This is a genomic window from Tenacibaculum profundicola, from assembly GCF_057220795.1.
The window spans coordinates 4,277,267-4,295,590 of record NZ_CM170137.1 but is presented as its reverse complement, the minus strand read 5'-3'; the positions used below and the strand labels follow the sequence as shown (position 1 = coordinate 4,295,590).

Annotated in this window: 19 protein-coding genes; 8 read left to right on the top strand and 11 right to left on the bottom strand. The window is 31.6% G+C overall.

Features of this window, described 5'->3' with window-relative positions:
• Window positions 1-19 precede the first annotated feature (19 nt).
• The 6 genes from AC2TDS_RS17630 to AC2TDS_RS17605 form a co-directional block, all read right to left on the bottom strand.
• Complete coding sequence (locus tag AC2TDS_RS17630; protein ID WP_484736888.1) at window positions 20-763, bottom strand: LytR/AlgR family response regulator transcription factor; 744 nt, start codon at window positions 761-763, stop codon at window positions 20-22.
• Between the two features lie 5 nt (window positions 764-768).
• Window positions 769-954, bottom strand: a complete 186-nt coding sequence (locus AC2TDS_RS17625) for a hypothetical protein (protein WP_484736887.1) — start codon at window positions 952-954, stop codon at window positions 769-771.
• 92 nt (window positions 955-1,046) lie between these two features.
• The gene (locus AC2TDS_RS17620; protein ID WP_484736886.1) at window positions 1,047-2,285 is read right to left on the bottom strand and encodes a sensor histidine kinase; all 1,239 of its coding nucleotides are present in this window, start codon (window positions 2,283-2,285) and stop codon (window positions 1,047-1,049) included.
• A gap of 133 nt (window positions 2,286-2,418) precedes the next feature.
• Window positions 2,419-5,322 (bottom strand): sensor histidine kinase, encoded by a 2,904-nt coding sequence (locus tag AC2TDS_RS17615; RefSeq protein ID WP_484736885.1) that lies wholly within the window; start codon window positions 5,320-5,322, stop codon window positions 2,419-2,421.
• 128 nt (window positions 5,323-5,450) lie between these two features.
• Entirely contained in the window at window positions 5,451-7,361 is a 1,911-nt protein-coding gene (gene dnaK, locus AC2TDS_RS17610; protein ID WP_484736884.1) for a molecular chaperone DnaK, read from the bottom strand.
• A gap of 132 nt (window positions 7,362-7,493) precedes the next feature.
• On the bottom strand, window positions 7,494-8,099 hold the full coding sequence (locus AC2TDS_RS17605; RefSeq protein WP_484736883.1) for an NUDIX hydrolase: 606 nt from the start codon (window positions 8,097-8,099) through the stop codon (window positions 7,494-7,496).
• Between the two features lie 7 nt (window positions 8,100-8,106).
• Between AC2TDS_RS17605 and pyrE the strand changes: the two genes are divergently transcribed.
• Together pyrE and AC2TDS_RS17595 are read left to right on the top strand one after the other, a co-directional pair.
• Entirely contained in the window at window positions 8,107-8,760 is a 654-nt protein-coding gene (gene pyrE / locus AC2TDS_RS17600; RefSeq protein ID WP_484736882.1) for an orotate phosphoribosyltransferase, read from the top strand.
• Between the two features lie 12 nt (window positions 8,761-8,772).
• Window positions 8,773-9,162: an SRPBCC family protein gene (locus AC2TDS_RS17595; protein WP_484736881.1), complete on the top strand. Its 390-nt coding sequence runs from the start codon at window positions 8,773-8,775 to the stop codon at window positions 9,160-9,162.
• Window positions 9,163-9,175: 13 nt separating this feature from the next.
• On the opposite strand, the gene AC2TDS_RS17590 is transcribed toward AC2TDS_RS17595, so the two are convergent.
• Window positions 9,176-9,907: a biotin--[acetyl-CoA-carboxylase] ligase gene (locus AC2TDS_RS17590; protein WP_484736880.1), complete on the bottom strand. Its 732-nt coding sequence runs from the start codon at window positions 9,905-9,907 to the stop codon at window positions 9,176-9,178.
• A gap of 85 nt (window positions 9,908-9,992) precedes the next feature.
• Here AC2TDS_RS17590 and rsfS point away from each other — a divergent pair, with 85 nt between their 5' ends.
• The 6 genes from rsfS (at window position 9,993) to AC2TDS_RS17560 (ending at window position 14,707) form a co-directional block, all read left to right on the top strand.
• Complete coding sequence (gene rsfS / locus AC2TDS_RS17585; protein ID WP_484736879.1) at window positions 9,993-10,361, top strand: ribosome silencing factor; 369 nt, start codon at window positions 9,993-9,995, stop codon at window positions 10,359-10,361.
• Window positions 10,362-10,376: 15 nt separating this feature from the next.
• Complete coding sequence (ftsH, locus tag AC2TDS_RS17580) at window positions 10,377-12,311, top strand: ATP-dependent zinc metalloprotease FtsH (protein WP_484736878.1); 1,935 nt, start codon at window positions 10,377-10,379, stop codon at window positions 12,309-12,311.
• Between the two features lie 8 nt (window positions 12,312-12,319).
• Entirely contained in the window at window positions 12,320-12,907 is a 588-nt protein-coding gene (locus AC2TDS_RS17575; protein WP_484736877.1) for an LUD domain-containing protein, read from the top strand.
• 3 nt (window positions 12,908-12,910) lie between these two features.
• Complete coding sequence (locus AC2TDS_RS17570; RefSeq protein WP_484736876.1) at window positions 12,911-13,705, top strand: phosphatidate cytidylyltransferase; 795 nt, start codon at window positions 12,911-12,913, stop codon at window positions 13,703-13,705.
• A gap of 27 nt (window positions 13,706-13,732) precedes the next feature.
• The gene (locus AC2TDS_RS17565) at window positions 13,733-13,993 is read left to right on the top strand and encodes an acyl-CoA-binding protein (RefSeq protein ID WP_484736875.1); all 261 of its coding nucleotides are present in this window, start codon (window positions 13,733-13,735) and stop codon (window positions 13,991-13,993) included.
• Between the two features lie 87 nt (window positions 13,994-14,080).
• The gene (locus AC2TDS_RS17560) at window positions 14,081-14,707 is read left to right on the top strand and encodes a YceI family protein (protein ID WP_484736874.1); all 627 of its coding nucleotides are present in this window, start codon (window positions 14,081-14,083) and stop codon (window positions 14,705-14,707) included.
• 65 nt (window positions 14,708-14,772) lie between these two features.
• On the opposite strand, the gene AC2TDS_RS17555 is transcribed toward AC2TDS_RS17560, so the two are convergent.
• The 4 genes from AC2TDS_RS17555 to AC2TDS_RS17540 all read right to left on the bottom strand — a co-directional run bounded on the left by AC2TDS_RS17555 (window position 14,773) and on the right by AC2TDS_RS17540 (window position 18,033).
• Window positions 14,773-15,573: a class I SAM-dependent methyltransferase gene (locus AC2TDS_RS17555; protein WP_484736873.1), complete on the bottom strand. Its 801-nt coding sequence runs from the start codon at window positions 15,571-15,573 to the stop codon at window positions 14,773-14,775.
• A gap of 21 nt (window positions 15,574-15,594) precedes the next feature.
• Window positions 15,595-15,825 (bottom strand): hypothetical protein, encoded by a 231-nt coding sequence (locus AC2TDS_RS17550; protein ID WP_484736872.1) that lies wholly within the window; start codon window positions 15,823-15,825, stop codon window positions 15,595-15,597.
• A 143-nt stretch (window positions 15,826-15,968) separates the two neighbouring features.
• Window positions 15,969-16,496, bottom strand: coding sequence for an NUDIX hydrolase (locus AC2TDS_RS17545; RefSeq protein WP_484736871.1), 528 nt, complete (start codon window positions 16,494-16,496; stop codon window positions 15,969-15,971).
• A complete protein-coding gene (locus AC2TDS_RS17540) occupies window positions 16,486-18,033 on the bottom strand; it encodes a peptide MFS transporter (protein ID WP_484736870.1) in 1,548 nt (515 codons plus the stop codon). Before AC2TDS_RS17540 ends, AC2TDS_RS17545 begins: the two co-directional genes overlap by 11 nt.
• Window positions 18,034-18,324 lie beyond the last annotated feature (291 nt).

Here is an 18,324-nt window from a genome sequence, read left to right as displayed (position 1 = left end):
TGATTGGGAGCTAAACTAATTACGTGTAAAAAAGTTTCTCAAAATTTTCTTTATAACTTTTACTTACGGATACTTTAAATTCAGAGGTTAAGGTTACTTCCTTTTCTTTTTTAGAGTATATCTCTATCTTATTAAAGTTTACTATCCACGATCTATGAAGTCTTATAAAATCTTTATCATTGCACAATAATTTTTCATAATAGCTCAATTTCTTAGCTACCATATATTTCTTATCGTTTTTTGCATAAACAATTGAATACATCCTATCTGCCTCTATACATAATACATCATCAATATCTAGTATTACATAATCTGTTTTATACGGAATTGCTATTTTTTGCAGCTTCTTTTTATTTTTCTTTAAAACCTCTAAGTTGTCCGAGTTGTTTTCAGAGTTTTTAATGGCTTTTTCTGCCTTGCTTACAGCTTCTTTCAACCTTTCAATATCTACTGGTTTTAGTAAGTAATCAAGAGCAGCTACCTCAAAAGCCTTTATGGCATACATATCGTAAGCGGTAATAAAAATAACCTGAAAATTAATTTCTAAGAACTCATCTAACAATTGAAATCCATTTTTTCTAGGCATTTCTATGTCTAAGAATACTAATTGAGGATTGTGCTTTCTTATTTCTTGGGCAGCATCATCTACATTTGATGCCTCAGAAACTACCACTACTTCTTTACAAAATGCACTCAGTAAATATTTTAAATTTTCTCTAGCATTTAATTCATCATCTACTATTATTACTTCTATTTTATTCATTTAAGTTAGTATAGGGGGTTAACAACTACTTTTGAATCAATATGTACCGTTACTTTACTAAAACCAATATCAGTATTATAATACTCTTTTAATAAATTAATTCGATCTTCCATCGATCTTGTAGAAAACGACATTTGCTTATTATTGAAAACATTCACTACTGTTTTTCTTGCTTTATCACCTGACTGCAAGTAGTTTTACATTTTTATATTCCTCTTTCGTGGAACAGCATACTCTTATGTCTAATATATGAATAGGTATTTCACCTAGTCTTAGCATCATTTTACTTTTTATACGGTATTTTTATAATGACTTTTGTTCCTTCTATAGCTTCTTGATATTTAATATCAATATTCGTTTGATAATAATTTTTCAAGATATGCAATCTATTCTTAATTGTTTTAATAGATGTATCCTTTCCTTTTTCTTCTATTAAATTGGTTGCTTTTACTTTTTTTGAAGCTTCTATACCTATTCCATTATCTGTAATTATACACATCAGTACTTCTTCCTGATAGAACTCAATTGCTACCATTTTCTTCCCTTTTGTTTTATGAAGCAATCCATAATGAATTGCACTCTCAATAAATGGCTGAATTATAGCCGATGGTATTCTAATTTCTCCCACCTCTTTTTCTCCATTTATTTTATAGATAAAATCGTTTCCAAAGCGTAATTTTTCAAGTTCCAAATATTTTTTCAACATTGATAGCTCTTCCTTGAAATCAATAAAACTTTTTTCACTTGTTTTTAAGCTTTCTCTCATCAATAGAGAGAATTTAGTTAAGTATTTATAAGCCCCTTCCTTATCATTGGTAAGGATTAAACTTTGAATAGAGTTTATGGTATTAAATAAAAAATGTGGATTCATTTGCGCCTTTAGCGTCTTTAATTGCAAGTTTGCTAATTCACTTTTCTTTCGTTCTTCTAATTCTGAATAGGCCTGTTCTAACTTTTGTTTACTTAACATCAATTCATTTTCATGTTTTCTATTCAAATTATCTGAATAATTTAAAATAACATAAGCCGCCACAAACACAGAAAATACTAACACAGGTAGAATCATATTTTTAGGATAGTGCCCATAATATATATTTGGAACGAAATACAATAAAAAACATAGTATTAAAACAGCGATGTTAATCCATTTTTTTTCTACTAGAATTAGTGCTATTAAAGGGTAAACAAAATAAAAATTTTCAATAAGATTTAATGGTGTTGTGTAGTTTGCAAACACAAACGTTACTCCAATTATGGCCCCTAGAAAAAGCACCCTAGCAAGCGTATAAAAATATATTGACTGAAAAAACAGAATACTAATTATTAATAAATAAGAGATCCCATGCATTATCAAACTTCCTACTAACTCTCTTTGAAAAATAATATCAAAAATGGTTATAACAGGAATCATAGCTCCCCATGTAAGGCAAAAAATATTTAAAAGTTTAACCTTTTTATTTTCTTTTAAACCATTACGATCATGTATTCCTAGATTGAATATTTTGGTTACAATAGATTTCATCTTTTCTATATTATTAAAAACAATCGAAAACACCTTTTATTTTCAAAAATACCCCTGTAATATATTTTATATTTATTCAGTTTTTTGAATATTCTTCCTAACCGTATAAATTTATTTCCAAACGTCCATAAAACTAATCAATAGTGCAAGGAATCTTAATAATTACTTTAGTTCCTTCTTTTACATTACCATAAGCTACTCCTATATCAGTTTTATAATAATCTTTCAAAAAAACGAGCCTATCTTTTATGGCTTTGGTAGAAAATGACTGACGAGTTATGTTATTTTCTTTTTTTATTTTTCTAGAAGCTTCAAGTCCAACTCCATTATCATAAACCGTACATTTTAAAACCTTTTCTTTCTGTAGAAAAGTCAATGTTACTTTTTTATCATTTCCATTTTTATGCAGTAATCCATGCTTTAAGGCGTTTTCAACATAAGGTTGAATAATCATTGCAGGAATTTTTATATCTCCGATAGTATCTGCTCCTATAATTTCATACATGAATTCACCCTTAAAACGAAGTTTTTCCAATTCCAAGTACTTTATTAACAATTGTAATTCTTCATCAAAAAGAACAAAACTTTTTTGGCTCATTTTCAGGTTTTCTCTGATTAAAATAGAAAACTTAGTCAAATAATCATACGCCTCAAATTTATTTCCTTTCAATACTAGGTTTTGAATTGAATTCAGCGCATTAAATATAAAATGCGGATTCATTTGTGATTGTAAACTTTCTAATTTAGAAGACACTAGTTGTTTTTGCATTCTTTCTTTCTCTAATACTTCATCTTGCCTTTGTCTAATTCTTTTAATACGTTGCGTAAAATAAAACCACAAAACTGTTAGGGTAAGAATAAAACACCCCAAAATAAACCATCCATTTTTATACAATGGGGTTTTTATCTTAATTTTTAAGCTTTTTACAGGGGTTACTTTATCACCATTTATTTCTGTAGCTTTAATTTGAAAAGTATACTTTCCTGCTGCTAGGTTATTAAAGGTAATTTGATTTACACCTCTTGAAACTGAGCTCCATTGATCGGATGCTCCTAATAGCCTATACCTGTATTCAATATTGTCTTCAGCTAAAAAACCATTGGTATGAAAATTAAATTTAATTTTTTTTGTGTCTGAGTCCAGATTATAACTCTCTTTTATGGGTACTGGTTTTTCTTCAACTAAAATTTCTGTAAAATAAAAATCAGAAAGAACCGTATTCTTAAAGACCTTATTTTTATCGACTTGAAAAACTCCTTTATTAGAACTTAAAAAAACCAGTTCATCAAAAATTGATATATCGGATATATTAAAAGAATTTATTCCATCTCTTTTGGTTAAATTCTTAAACTTCCCTGTATTGATATTTAACACCTGTACCCCCTTATTGGTAGATATCCATAATAAATTTCCGTCACTTTTTATTACCGTTGTAAAATTAGAAAGCAGCCCATATTCTTGTGTAAAATTAATCGTAGTTCCATCTTTCTTTATACCAATTATACCATCTTTAAATGTAGAAAACCAAACCGTCCCATCGTTTGTTTCATCAATATCAACAGCGAAAATTGGTCTTCCGTTATAAGTTAATGATGTCATATTTAAAGACTCATCGTATTCTTTTACACCATCCACATACCCCACATATATTTTATTACTCTTCTTACTAAAATATGTTGTGTATCCTCTTTTAAACCCTATCCTTTGAACTTCTTGTAAAGTTCGAGTTGATATTATAGTAGCCGAAGAATATAACGCGATAACAGCAGTTTCTTTGTTTATTAATGATATATCTTTAATGTTACCATTCAAAGGAAACTTTTTATACGTTTCTGTTTTTAGATTAAAAATAAAAGAACTCGTTCCACAACTTATCAAAGCCAATTCATCTGACAACCCCAAAACTGCAGAGACTTTTTCTTTTTGTTTTAGGTCAATGTTTTTGACTTTTTGCTCTTTAATATCTATAACTTTCAAATGTCCATTAGTAGAACCTAACAATAGTTTGTCATCACCTACCTTACACATGGCACTTATATTCCGTTGATCGTCCTCTAATTCGTATGTATTCAAGTAGCCATTAGGCACCACAAACACACCATTTCTAAGCGTCGTATACCAATAATTATTACTTCTATCTCTTAAAAAATCAGTTATATACTTTCCTTTAAAATATGTTTTCTTATACGTTAGTTTATCTTCTTTATACTCACATATTACCACTCCCTTTTCTGTACCAAACCAACATTCGTTACCTCCATCATAAAACCCTGACACAATGGTGTTTTCAAGAATTTTCGGTAGTAATAATTCCTTAAAAACACCACCTTTTTCAACAGCAATGGTTGCTCTGTTTGTGTTTTGTCCATCTACGTTATAATTAAAACTGTAAAGAAACTCTTTTTCCTTATGTCTGAAAATACTTGCCGCTCCTTGAATACTAAAATTAGCATCTTGTGGTGACTTATTCGTGAAGTTAATTCCTGTAAAGCTATATTTTAAATAGTTCTTATTTAATAAACACAACGAGTCTTTCCTCTTAAACATGGAGATTACACGTTCATTATCTTTGCCTTTAAGAACTTTAATCTTTTTTGTTTTTAAATCAATTCTGGCAAGATAACTCGGGTTATACGCAAACAAATATTTTTTATAGAAAAGAAAATCTGCTAATTGACCATTAGCATGCTCCTCTAAATCTTCAAACAGATTAAGCTCATTATTTTCAATATAAAAATACTGTCCTGACACATTATTACACCAAACTCTTCCTTTTTTATCTAATTTTAACCCAAACACTGATAAACCTCGCTTATCTGGATGTGTATAATTTTTAAACTCATTTCCATCGTATCGGAAAAGTCCTTTATTTGCGGCTAACCAAATAAAACCATCATTATCTTCTATTAGGCCATAAAACTCAATATCAGGCAAACCATCTTTTTCTGTTAAGTGAGTAAATACAGGATGTTGCGCCTTGATTATAGAACTACAGAGTAGCAAAAAGAACAGTATGTATACTAGTAAATTTTTCAAAATGCCTCAAAACTACATTTTTAAAAACAGTTTTAAGGCATTTTGAAAAAATAATTTTATCTCCAATAAAAAAGCTCATTGTATTTCTACAATGAGCTTATATTTCTGGTTAACTTGAACTCGTCTAGTTATTTTACTTCTTCAAAATCTACATCTTCTACATTATCTCCTTGAGCTTCACTAGATTCTGGTTGCGCTTGTTGCGCTCCTGCGTTGCCTCCTTCTGCTTGCTGTTGCGCAGCATACATTTCTTCAGAAGCAACTTTCCAAGCCTCATTGATTTTCTCCATTGCAGCATCAATGCCATCTAAATCTTTAGCTTCATGAGCTTTCTTTAACTCTTCTAATGCAGCTTCAATAGGCTCTTTTTTATCAGCAGATAGTTTATCTCCAAACTCTTTTAATTGCTTTTCCGTTTGGAAAATCATAGAATCGGCTCCATTCACTTTGTCTGCTGTTTCTTTCGCTTTTGCATCAGCTTCTGCATTTGCTTCTGCATCTGCTTTCATTTTTTGAATTTCTTCTTCAGTTAATCCAGAAGAAGCTTCAATACGAATGTTTTGAGATTTCCCAGTAGCTTTATCAGCTGCTGACACATTGATAATTCCATTTGCATCAATATCAAAAGTTACTTCAATTTGAGGTACACCTCTTGGTGCTGGTGGAATATCTGTTAATTGGAAACGTCCAATTGTTTTATTATCGGCCGCCATTGCTCTTTCTCCCTGTAATACGTGAATATCTACAGAAGGTTGATTATCTACCGCAGTTGAAAAAACTTGAGACTTTTTAGTAGGAATTGTCGTATTTGCGTCTATTAATTTTGTAAATACATTCCCCATAGTTTCAATACCTAATGACAAAGGAGTCACATCTAATAAAAGAACATCTTTTACATCCCCAGTTAATACCCCTCCTTGAATTGCAGCTCCTAATGACACTACTTCATCTGGGTTTACACCTTTACTTGGTGCTTTACCAAAGAATTTTTCTACAGCTTCTTGAATAGCAGGAATACGAGTTGACCCTCCTACTAGGATAATTTCATCGATATCAGAAATTGATAAATCTGCATTTTTCAATGCTGTTTGACAAGGCTTAATGGTTCTCTTTACTAAATCGTCAATTAACTGCTCAAATTTAGCTTTACTTAATGATCTAACTAAGTGCTTTGGTCCTGATGCCGTAGCTGTTATATACGGTAAGTTAATCTCAGTAGATGTTGAACTTGATAATTCTATTTTTGCCTTTTCTGCTGCTTCTTTTAAACGTTGTAAAGCCATTGGGTCTTTACGAAGGTCCATACCTTCACCTTCATTAGATGTAAATTCATTCGCTAGCCAGTTAATGATCTTTTCATCTACATCATCTCCTCCTAAATGCGTATCTCCATCAGTAGCTAATACTTCAAACACACCATCTCCTAATTCTAAAATAGAAACATCATGTGTACCACCACCAAAATCAAAAACGACAATTTTTTTATCATCATTCGCTTTATCTAAACCATACGCTAAAGCTGCTGCTGTTGGTTCGTTAATAATACGACGAACTTTCAATCCTGCAATTTCTCCAGCCTCCTTTGTAGCCTGACGTTGAGCATCGTTAAAATAAGCTGGTACAGTAATTACAGCCTCAGAAACTCCTTGACCTAAATAATCTTCTGCTGTTTTTTTCATCTTCTGTAACACCATAGCAGAAATTTCTTGCGGTGTATACAAACGATCATCAATTTTTACACGAGGAGTATCATTATCTCCTTTAATTACTTTATAAGGTACTCTTTCTGCTTCCATTTTAGACTCAGAATACTTGTTCCCCATAAAACGTTTAATAGAATAAACTGTTTTTGTTGGGTTCGTAACCGCCTGACGTTTCGCAGGGTCACCTACTTTTCGTTCTCCACCTTCCACAAATGCTACTACAGATGGTGTAGTTCTTTTTCCTTCTGAATTAGGAATTACAACAGGTTCGTTTCCTTCCATTACAGACACACACGAGTTAGTAGTTCCTAAATCTATACCTATAATTTTACTCATAATATTATTTACAGTTTAAATTTTTAATTCAATTTTACAATCATAAATAGTCAAACTGCATGCCAATAAAGTTTCATCTATATTTTGGCAGAAATCAATAAAATTCTAGGCATATTAAATGACATAGTGTCATTAATTCTCGCTTTCTTGGTAGTTTTGATACACTAATTCTATATTAGCATATGTGTTTTGTAGGGCTACTTCTATTTCTTCTTTATTTTTAAAACAAACATCTGTTATTCCTTCTTCTACTTGCGGTTTTAAAGCTCCTTTATAGTCAGAATACATTAAGTACCAATGCGTTTCTTTAAGTCTTTTCTCTCCATTTTGTAAAAAAATATGATAGGTATTCATCAAAAACTTTTTAATGATTATTTTTTGAATACCACATTCTTCTTCCACTTCTCTAATAGCTGCTTCTTCAAGTTCCTCTCCTTCTTCAACTCTTCCTTTTGGTAAATCCCATTTATTTCCTCTAAAAATAAAAAGTACTTCTTTGTTCTTATTTAAAACCAGCCCTCCTCCTGCAACAATTGGCTTGAATTTCTCTCTCATTTCTCCCCAATCTTCACTTAAATTAGTGGAAAACAGGTAAATTCCTGATAAAATATCAGTTCGTAACTTATAAATTAGCTCTTCTAAAATGACATTTTTAAATAGATAAACCGGGTGATTTTCTTCTCTTTTTATCGAAGTTGTTAATATTATTGGTTTATCATTAACAAAAACTTTATACATTTGTGGCATGGATTTTAACAAAGATACGGCAAAAAAAACTGCTGAACTCCTTTTACAAATAAAAGCTATAAAACTAAGCCCTCAAGAGCCTTTTACATGGGCATCTGGATGGAAGTCACCTATTTATTGCGATAATAGAATAACCTTGTCTTTCCCTTCTGTTAGAAATTTTTTAAAAGAAAAAATAGCTAAAATAGTAGAAGATAAACATGGAAAACCAGATGTTATTGCTGGTGTTGCAACAGGTGCCATTGCCATAGGAGTTTTAATAGCTCAAGAATTAGGTGTTCCATTCGTTTATGTAAGACCTGAGCCTAAAAAGCACGGAAGAAAAAATCAAATTGAAGGGCATTTAGAAAGTGGCCAAAATGTGGTTGTTATTGAAGATTTAATTAGTACTGGTAAAAGTAGTTTAAATGCTGTGAAAGCTTTAAAAGAAGCCAACGCTACCGTAAAAGGTATGGTGGCTATATTTTCTTACGGGTTTGATATTGCCACAACAAACTTTGCTAATGAAAACATCGAACTAACAACCTTAAGCAATTACGAATTCTTACTTGAACAGGCATTAGACAGCAAATATATTACTAGTGAAGAGCTGCGCACGCTTGAAGATTGGAGAATTGCTCCTAGTACATGGAAACAAAATGAAAACAGTTAAAAAAGTAAATTAATGAATATAGAAGGAAATACGGTGGTTTTAAAAAAATCATCAAAAGAAATTTTTGACTTCTTCAATAACCTAGAAAATTACGAGCAACTTATGCCTGAAAACACGCAAAAATTCGAAGTTGATGGCAATAGCTTTATTTTTGGGTTAAAGGGTATGCCTGAAATTCGGTTAGTAATGAAGGAAAAAACTGAATATTCTAATGTAACTCTTGGAGCAGCTAGCAGTAAATTACCTTTTACTTTAAGTTCAGATATTAAAGAAATTCTAGATGACAAATGTGAGGTTACCTTAAAGTTCATTGGTGAATTTAATCCTATGATGTCAATGATGGTAAAAAAACCATTAACTAAATTTATAGAAACATTAACTGAGAATATTTCTAAATTATAATACCAACGTTTAATTAAGCAAATGAAACCTCTTTTATTCCGAATTCTTGAATAGTTTCATCACTTAATTCTAATTGTAGTTTCCCTTCTTTTGAAACTCCAATAATTTTACCCATAAACAAAACGTTCTGGTCTGTTCTAAACATACTCGGAACGTTTTTTTTATGCAATACTTTAAGATATCGTTCTTCTAACAGATTGAACTTTCTCATGGTAAGCAACTTCATATTATACTCTAGTCTATCCACTATATTCTTTACTAATACATCCAGGTCCAACTCTATCTTTAAAATATCACTTACGGAAATAGCTTTAATATCCTTGTTTTTAGCAAAATTTTGATTAACATTTAAACCAACACCTATAATAGAATACTGTATTTCAACTCCTTTTAATGAATTTTCTATTAGAACACCACAAATCTTAGCACCTTCTGCCATAATGTCGTTAGGCCATTTAATCGTCACTTGAGGAAGCTGCAGTTCTCTTAAAACTTCATAAACACTAAGTGAAACCCCAAAGTTTAAGTATCTTTGATCCGCAGCTAACAACTCTCTATGCCTAACAAAAACGCTAAAAGTCAAATTTTTACCTGCTTCAGAACTCCACCGCGTATTCATTTGCCCCCTACCGGAAGTTTGATGTTTCGCAAGTATGACAGTGAAATTTTCAACCACTAATTTTTCTGCCATATCCTTCAAAAAAGTATTGGTCGACTCAATGGCATCAAATTTGATTATTTTCATAAATATTTTGTGAGTAAAACTATGATCAATAATACACAATTTACTCACAAAAAAATAATAACTTTGCTAAAATTTATTTTTTTTAATGACGAAAAAACAAGCCAACGCAGACGATTTACTAGCTGTAATTATAAAGGGGATTGATGATGTAAAAGGAGAAAACATCCAACTACTTGATTTGCGAGAAATTGAAAACACCGTATGCGATTATTTTGTAATTTGCTCTGGTAATTCAAACACACAAGTTAACGCCATATCTGGCTCTATACAAAAAACAGTAAGTAAGGAACTAAGAGATAAACCTTGGCATATTGAAGGACAAGGAAATGCTGAATGGGTTTTAATGGACTATGTAAATGTTGTTGTTCACATTTTTCAAAAACAAGTACGTGATTTTTACGACATAGAAAGTCTTTGGGGAGATGCTAAAGTTACCCAAATAAATCCAGCATAATTAAAAACAAATTTTATGAGTGATAAGAAAAAAAACACGCCTAAACTAAGCTTTAACTCACTTTGGATCTATATTCCAATTGCCATATTATTTATTGGCTTAAGTTTTTTTAACTCTGGTAGTATGGGGTCAAAAAAATTATCAGACAATGAGTTCAGTACAATTTTAAAAGAGAATGACATCTCAAAAATACTGGTAGTTAATAAATCTTTTGCTGAAGTTTATATCAAAGATGACGCTACGACAAAAGAACCACATAAAAAGTTAACAAACTCTCCTTTTTACAGAAAAGGAGGACCTTTATATACGTATAACTTCGGTGATTTACAAAACTTTGAAAAAGAGTTAAAAGAAGCAAAACAAACGCTTAAACTCGATTTTGACAAAAACAATGAGCCCAGAACTAGTATTATTGACAATATTATAAGCTTTTTACCTTTAATTTTATTAATTGCCATTTGGTTATTCTTTATGAGAAGAATGTCTGGTGGTGGTGCTGGTGGTGCTGGTGGTGGCCAAATATTTAATATAGGTAAATCTCGCGCTAAATTATTTGATAAAGACACTAAAGTTAAAACAACTTTCAAAAATGTTGCTGGCTTGGAGGGAGCTAAAGAAGAAGTTCAAGAAATTGTAGACTTCTTAAAGAGTCCTGAGAAGTATACGAAATTAGGAGGAAAAATCCCTAAAGGTGCATTATTAGTAGGACCTCCAGGTACTGGAAAAACATTATTAGCCAAAGCTGTAGCGGGAGAAGCCGATGTTCCTTTCTTTTCATTATCAGGATCCGATTTTGTTGAAATGTTTGTAGGTGTAGGAGCTTCTCGTGTGAGAGATTTATTTAAACAAGCTCAACAAAAATCTCCTTCAATTATTTTTATTGATGAAATTGATGCTATTGGTAGAGCAAGAGGTAAAAACAGCATGACAGGAGGTAACGATGAACGTGAAAACACATTAAACCAATTGTTAACAGAAATGGATGGTTTTGGTACAGATACAAATGTAATTGTTCTTGCAGCCACCAATCGTGCAGATGTTTTAGATAAAGCGTTAATGCGCGCAGGTCGTTTTGATCGCCAAATTTATGTTGATTTACCGGACCTACACGAACGAAGAGAAATTTTTGAGGTTCATATTAAGCCTTTAAAACTAGCAACAGATGTCAATTTAGAATTTTTAGCACAGCAAACACCTGGTTTTTCAGGTGCTGATATTGCTAATCTTTGTAATGAAGCGGCTTTAATAGCTGCTAGAAGTGATAAAAACGCCATTCATCATCAAGATTTCTTAGATGCCGTTGATAGAATTGTAGGAGGTTTAGAGAAGAAAAACAAAGTAATAACCCCTAAAGAAAAGAAAGTAATTGCTTTTCATGAGGCGGGGCATGCTACGGTAAGTTGGATGTTAGAGCACGCTGCTCCTTTAGTAAAGGTTACCATAGTACCGAGAGGACAATCATTAGGTGCCGCTTGGTATTTACCAGAAGAAAGGAAAATTGTTCAAACTGAGCAAATGCTAGATGAAATGTGTGCTACTATGGGTGGTAGAGCTGCTGAGAGATTAATGTTCGATAAAATTTCAACGGGTGCCTTAAGTGATCTTGAAAAGGTTACAAAACAAGCTAGAGCAATGGTTACTGTTTATGGTTTAAATGAAAAATTAGGAAATGTTACCTATTACGATTCTTCAGGTAACGACTCATTTGTTAAACCTTACAGCGATGATACTGCTAGAACCATTGATGAAGAAATTTCAAAGTTAATTGAAAGCCAATACACAAGAGCCATTGATATTTTAAAATTACACAAAGATAAGTTGACCATTTTAGCAGAGAGGCTACTTGAAAAAGAAGTGATTTTTAAAGATGATTTGCTTAAGATATTTGGTATGAGACCTTTTGAAAAAGACAAAACAGCAGAGATTACAAATCCAATTAAAGAAGAATAAGTTTTTTAATGAATTTTTTTAAAAAGTTATTCAAATCATATAAAGAGTCATCTAAAGATCAAATTAACCTTCAACCGGTTAATTTGTCTTTAGATGATTTATTTGTGCATAATTTTATAAACAAAGGAGGTAAGTTTTTATATTCTACCTCTATTAACGAAGTTATTATTAATTTAGAAAGTATCTTAAATGAGAATAACTGGAATACAATTACCTGTACAGACTTCGATTTACTAAAAATAACACAACAACTAAACATTCAAACCCAAAGTACCCTTCATAAATCAACCCCTTTTTTTACTTCTTGTGAACATCTAATTGCGAACAAAGGAGATATTTTATTTTCTTCAAATCAATTAGGCAGTAATAAACTTACTGAATCACCAGACTGTTTCATTGTTTATGCTACCACAAGTCAGTTGGTAAAAAACACGAGCGAAGGGTTGACTGGAATAAAGACACATTTTAGTGGTAATATTCCGACAAATATTAGTTCTATAACCAATTATACAACACAAAAGAATAATGATGATTTCTTGAATTATGGAAACAGTAATTCAAAAAATTTATATTTACTTCTTTTTGAAGACCTTTAAGATATGCAAAACTTAGTAAAAAGGAGTATTTCTGCACTTGTTTATGCTATTATTTTTATTTCTGCAATACTATATTCTAGAGAATCATATACAGTTTTAATAGCTATATTCGCCGCAATTTGTTTGTGGGAATTCAACAGAATGATTGAATTTAAAAATTTTATCCCTTTTATCATTCTCCCATTATTTATATACTACTCTAAAGAAATGACAACGGAAAGAAGCTTACTTTTTTTACTTGTCATTACCTTGATTTGCTCCTGTAGATTACTTTATCTTTTATACTCGGAAAAGGATGTATATCCAAAAGCATTTATCGAAAAATTAGATCTAGGCACCCGTTATATTATCCTGCCCTTTACCTTTTTAATGTTATTGCCTTCTATAAATGGTATCTATAATCCATATCTCATTATATACATTATTGTACTTATTTGGACCAATGATAGTTTTGCTTATCTAGTAGGGAAAAACTTAGGGAAAACAAAATTATTTGAAAAGGTGTCGCCTAAAAAAACAATTGAAGGTTTTGTTGGTGGTTTATTCTTTTCGTTAATAATTGGTTTTATAATCGGTTATTACTCTGCTATTTTCTCTGTATTAAACTGGATTATAATAACCATTATTGTCTCAATTTTTGGAACTCTCGGAGATTTGGTTGAGTCTAAATTTAAGAGGCAAGCCAATATAAAAGATAGTGGTACTATTATGCCTGGTCATGGTGGGCTACTTGATCGATTAGATAGTTTATACTTTCTATCACCTTTTGTATATTTGTATATCCACTTTTTAATGTAACAAATAGCTTTTACCTAGCTTATTTTTATGGAAAATGATTTAGATAAAAAATTTCAAGAGGCCTATAAGTTCGCTTCTAACATGGAAAAAAGATTACCGCCAGACGTAATGCTTAAATTATATGCATATTACAAGCAGGCTGTAAAAGGAGATCAATTTACATTAAATGCAAATACTAAAAGTCTTAGAAATGCTTTTAAATTTAATGCCTGGATACAATTAAAAGGAATGACTCCTGAGCAAGCAAAAAAAGAATATATAGAACTCGTGAATTCTATCGTAAATTAAAAAACAATCAATAAAGTTTGTTTTTACCTGTGCTCTGCGTAAATTTACAGTTATAGAATAAATTTGATCATCAATACATTATTACTTATGAAAAAACTAATCTTTTCAGTACTTGTTCTTTTCATTGCTTTGCAAATAACATCTTGTAAAAAAGAAGCAAAAAAGGAAGTAGAAAAAGAAACGACAGTTGAAAAAAAACAAGCGGCTTTTTCGCTACAAAACGCTGAAAACAATATTAATTGGGTAGCCTATAAAACTACAGAAAAAATACCTGTTAAAGGTCAATTTAAAAAAGTAACTATAACTTCTGCCGGTGAAGGAGAAACAGCTAAAGAAGCTATTCATAACGCTGAATTTTCTATTCCTGTAAGTAGCCTTTTTACATCTGATTCAAGTAGAGATTATAAAATTAAAAAATTCTTTTTTGGTGTTATGGATAAAACTGAATTGCTTTCGGGTACATTGGTACTGGAAAATGATTCAATCGGATACTCTGACATAACAATGAACGGAGTTACCAAACAACTACCGTTCAACTATACGTTAAAAGGAAAAGTATTTAGTTTACAAGGAAACATGAAAATTAGTGATTGGCAGGCGGAAAAAGCTTTAGACTCATTAAACCTTGTTTGTAAAGATTTACATAAAGGAGCTGATGGGGTTTCTAAAACATGGGACGAAGTAGCTATTCAAATTACCACAACTTTCAACTAACACGTTAAAAACGGTAGTCAAGAAAGAAATCACATTACATTAGTGTAACAAAACCATAGTCTCTACTATGGTTTTGTTGCTTTTATCGTGAACATTAAAGGGTACAATTTATCTTTTGTTACAAACATGTCATCGTCGGTTTTAACCAAGTCTGGTAATACATTATATGGACTCTCATCATGTTCTTTTAGGTATTCTATCTGTAGCCCAGCTGACGTTAACGCTGTAATTACATCAGCTAAACCATGGTTCCAGCCATACTCTTTACTAATCATCTCATCATGAGTGGCTGCATACGTTCCGGAGTATTCTTCATATATGGCCTCTTTTTGATTATATCCATATCGTAGTTTCGGAGGCATTTCTTGATAATCAAACATCCAAACTATCGGATGAAATTCCGCCATAAAAAAAGTACCGCCACTTGTTAATCGAGATGCTATTATTGCTCCCCATTCCTCTAAGTTAGGCAACCATCCTATAACACCATAACTAGTAAATACTATATCGAACTGCCTATCGATATGATTATTAACATCATATAGGTTACAACAAATAAATTCAGCATCTAAATGGAGTTCTTTGTTTAATTCTTGAGCTAATTTTATTCCTTCTTCAGACAAGTCTATTCCAGTACATTTAGCTCCCATCCTACTCCAGCTCAATGTATCTTGACCAAAATGACATTGTAAGTGAAGTAATGATTTATCAAAAACATTTCCTAAGGCTTCCAATTCATATTTCATTAAAGAGTTTTTTCCTTTTTTAAACCCTTTTAGATCGTACATACTACTTTTCGCGTGTACAGCGACTTTTTTATTCCAAGTTTCCCTGTTAGTAGTAAAATAATGTTGGTTAGTTTTCATGTGCACAAGATATAAAAATATTTATTTTAATATCCAATCAAGTAAATTGTCAACAGCAACGATAGACCAACTATGAGGATTTCTATTTCCATTATATCTAACTCCTTGATTGTTCGTTTCAATTAATTCAACATTTTCCCAGCCTTGCCTCTTTAACAGTTGGTATAATTGTTGGATACTGTATGCATTGGTACTTTCAAAATCTGTTCCTCTCACTTCTTGAAACCATTTTTTATCTGGTTCTATATACATTCTGAATTTACAATATCGCAGTTCACTAATATTATCAATATTTTTGGTAAATCCTGTATAAGGTGCTACTTTTTGAATATTATCTAATACTTGATCCCGGCCAAATGTTTTTTCAAAATTATGAATTATCCATTTCGGTTCAGCTAATCGTTCTTCTGAAAAGTTGGAGTTTTTGATATCTTTTGAGAACTTTTATAGAGTGCGAATAAATCAATAGGGGCGTCAATAATAAAACTACATTTTAACTGCATTTTTGTGTTTTTTAATAAAAACTGAGATAATGTAAGCGCTACATTCCCGCCAATAGACATTCCTCCGATATACATATTATTGGTTTTTAATCTATAATTATTTGTAACACTAGTAATAAGTGCAGAAAGTTTTTTGGCATCAGCATTAATAATCCACAGTTTATTCGTAAAATTGATCATCAAAACTGAAACGCCATTTTCACTGGCTTTCTGAACAATCTTACATTCTCTACGTATATTTTCAGGATTTCCACCTCCGCCCGGAAATAAAATTAAGACTCCCTTTTCATTGGATGCTTTTATCAGTTCGAAATCTGAGGTTTTAAAGATTTCAAGTGTGCTCACTGGTTCTTTACAACTTACGAATAACAAAACAATTCCTAAAATCACTATGGTAAAAATTCTGTTTTTATTGAACATTATACATCATTTTTTTTATTGGTTTAGAAAGTATCATAACCATAGCTCCAATTAAAACAGTAGCTATTCCAAAATTAGCATACACGGAAACATACGAATACAATTGTTGAAACACTGGGGTTTGTTTCAGTATTTCATCACTCGAAAGCCCTGTCACAAACTCTGTAATATCACCAAAAACTCCATTCGAAAGAACCCCTAAATCTCCTTGCACCACCGCTGTTAATTTAGCAATTTTACCCGCAAAAAAGTGTCCGTAAAAATTTGCAGAAAACCATACTCCCATAATAAATGCCATATATTTAATAGGTGACAATTCTGTAATTTTTGATAATCCTATAGGTGATAAAAACAACTCTCCTATTGTTAATACCAAATACCCCACCACTAAATACAACATAGGTGTTTTTGCGAATTGATCTACTTGATAGGCTGACATTCCAAAAATCATAAACCCTAGTCCCAAAAACGTTAATCCCAATCCGAATTTTATAACAGAATTAGGGTTTCTATTTAACTTAATTAAATAGTTCCATAGTATAGAAAATGGTATTGCTAATACAATTATAAAACCCGCATTAATGCTATTTGTTTGCGCTGCATTCATAGCCACCAAGTTCACATTTCTATCTGCAAACAATGTTAACGAGCTTCCAGCTTGTTCGAAAATTGCCGAGAAGAATGTGTACAATAATGTAAAATAAACTGCCACTAATAGTTTGTTTCTTTCTAATAAGGTAACTTTTCTTAAAATAGCAGCTATGTAAATAATAAGAAAAACAGACACCACCCATACTAAATAATGTTCAAATTGATGATAACGAACGATCAATGCAAAAATTGGTACGGACATGAATGCACCAATGGTCACGAGGCTCCCTCTTTTAATTCCCAGCGTTTTTTGATTGTATTTTATTGTGTCCGGAATTAAACCTTGTTTGTCGAAAACTTCATTTCTGATTCCTTTTCTGAATACCATTAGTCCGATTAACATTCCAATCCCTGCCAGTATAAACCCATAATGCCAACCATATTTCTCTGCCAACAAAGCACATATCAATGGGGCTACAGCCCCTCCGATGTTTATTCCCATATAAAATATAGTAAACCCCGCATCTCTTCGTGAATCACCATCTTTATACAGTTTCCCTACAAAGGATGATATATTGGGCTTAAAAAAGCCATTTCCTACAATTATTAGTGCTAATGAACCATAAAAAAAGAAAGGTTGCTCAAATGTTAAGAAAAAATGACCTAATGCCATCAAAACACCTCCTAAAACAATAGCCTTTCTAAATCCTAATATTTTATCTGCTAGCATACCGCCAATCATTGGTGTTACATATACCAATGACATGTAGGCAGCGTAAATCCCAAATGACATTTCATCTGAGAACAACAAATGTTTGGTCATATACAATACTAGAAGTGCCCGCATTCCATAAAAAGAAAAGCGCTCCCATAATTCGGCAAAAAACAAGTACAATAGTCCTTTTGGATGTCCGAGGACATCATTTTTAGATGTTCGATTTTTCATGAAGATTTAATTTTATCCAAGTTTGTATTAAACCATTTAGTATACCCTAACAGGCATACAAGAAAACTCAATGTTAAACCCGAATTATGCAATAGAAAATCTATTACAAGATAAAACTACTGTGAAATCAACCATTTGGTTGTTCTTTTATGGCGCTTACCTCCCTCATAGCGAAGCTCTATTCCATAATTAAGGTAAAAACATATTATTTCGAAGATCCAATACAAAATTTAAGTTTAAGCGAAAATACTTGTCACGTAAACCAATCAACATCATTGTAGTAAATTGTAA

Bases quoted from the DNA above. Each gene is read 5' to 3' on its own strand.
- AC2TDS_RS17590 (WP_484736880.1), bottom strand. From the start codon at position 9,907: ATGAAAATAATCAAATTTGATGCCATTGAGTCGACCAATACTTTTTTG.
- pyrE (WP_484736882.1), top strand. From the start codon at position 8,107: ATGGATTTTAACAAAGATACGGCAAAAAAAACTGCTGAACTCCTTTTA.
- AC2TDS_RS17620 (WP_484736886.1), bottom strand. From the start codon at position 2,285: ATGAAATCTATTGTAACCAAAATATTCAATCTAGGAATACATGATCGT.
- AC2TDS_RS17575 (WP_484736877.1), top strand. From the start codon at position 12,320: ATGAATTTTTTTAAAAAGTTATTCAAATCATATAAAGAGTCATCTAAA.
- AC2TDS_RS17540 (WP_484736870.1), bottom strand. From the start codon at position 18,033: ATGAAAAATCGAACATCTAAAAATGATGTCCTCGGACATCCAAAAGGA.
- dnaK (WP_484736884.1), bottom strand. From the start codon at position 7,361: ATGAGTAAAATTATAGGTATAGATTTAGGAACTACTAACTCGTGTGTG.
- AC2TDS_RS17550 (WP_484736872.1), bottom strand. From the start codon at position 15,825: ATGTATATAGAACCAGATAAAAAATGGTTTCAAGAAGTGAGAGGAACA.
- AC2TDS_RS17630 (WP_484736888.1), bottom strand. From the start codon at position 763: ATGAATAAAATAGAAGTAATAATAGTAGATGATGAATTAAATGCTAGA.
- AC2TDS_RS17555 (WP_484736873.1), bottom strand. From the start codon at position 15,573: ATGAAAACTAACCAACATTATTTTACTACTAACAGGGAAACTTGGAAT.
- AC2TDS_RS17570 (WP_484736876.1), top strand. From the start codon at position 12,911: ATGCAAAACTTAGTAAAAAGGAGTATTTCTGCACTTGTTTATGCTATT.
- AC2TDS_RS17605 (WP_484736883.1), bottom strand. From the start codon at position 8,099: ATGTATAAAGTTTTTGTTAATGATAAACCAATAATATTAACAACTTCG.
- rsfS (WP_484736879.1), top strand. From the start codon at position 9,993: ATGACGAAAAAACAAGCCAACGCAGACGATTTACTAGCTGTAATTATA.
- AC2TDS_RS17560 (WP_484736874.1), top strand. From the start codon at position 14,081: ATGAAAAAACTAATCTTTTCAGTACTTGTTCTTTTCATTGCTTTGCAA.
- AC2TDS_RS17565 (WP_484736875.1), top strand. From the start codon at position 13,733: ATGGAAAATGATTTAGATAAAAAATTTCAAGAGGCCTATAAGTTCGCT.
- AC2TDS_RS17545 (WP_484736871.1), bottom strand. From the start codon at position 16,496: ATGTTCAATAAAAACAGAATTTTTACCATAGTGATTTTAGGAATTGTT.
- ftsH (WP_484736878.1), top strand. From the start codon at position 10,377: ATGAGTGATAAGAAAAAAAACACGCCTAAACTAAGCTTTAACTCACTT.
- AC2TDS_RS17595 (WP_484736881.1), top strand. From the start codon at position 8,773: ATGAATATAGAAGGAAATACGGTGGTTTTAAAAAAATCATCAAAAGAA.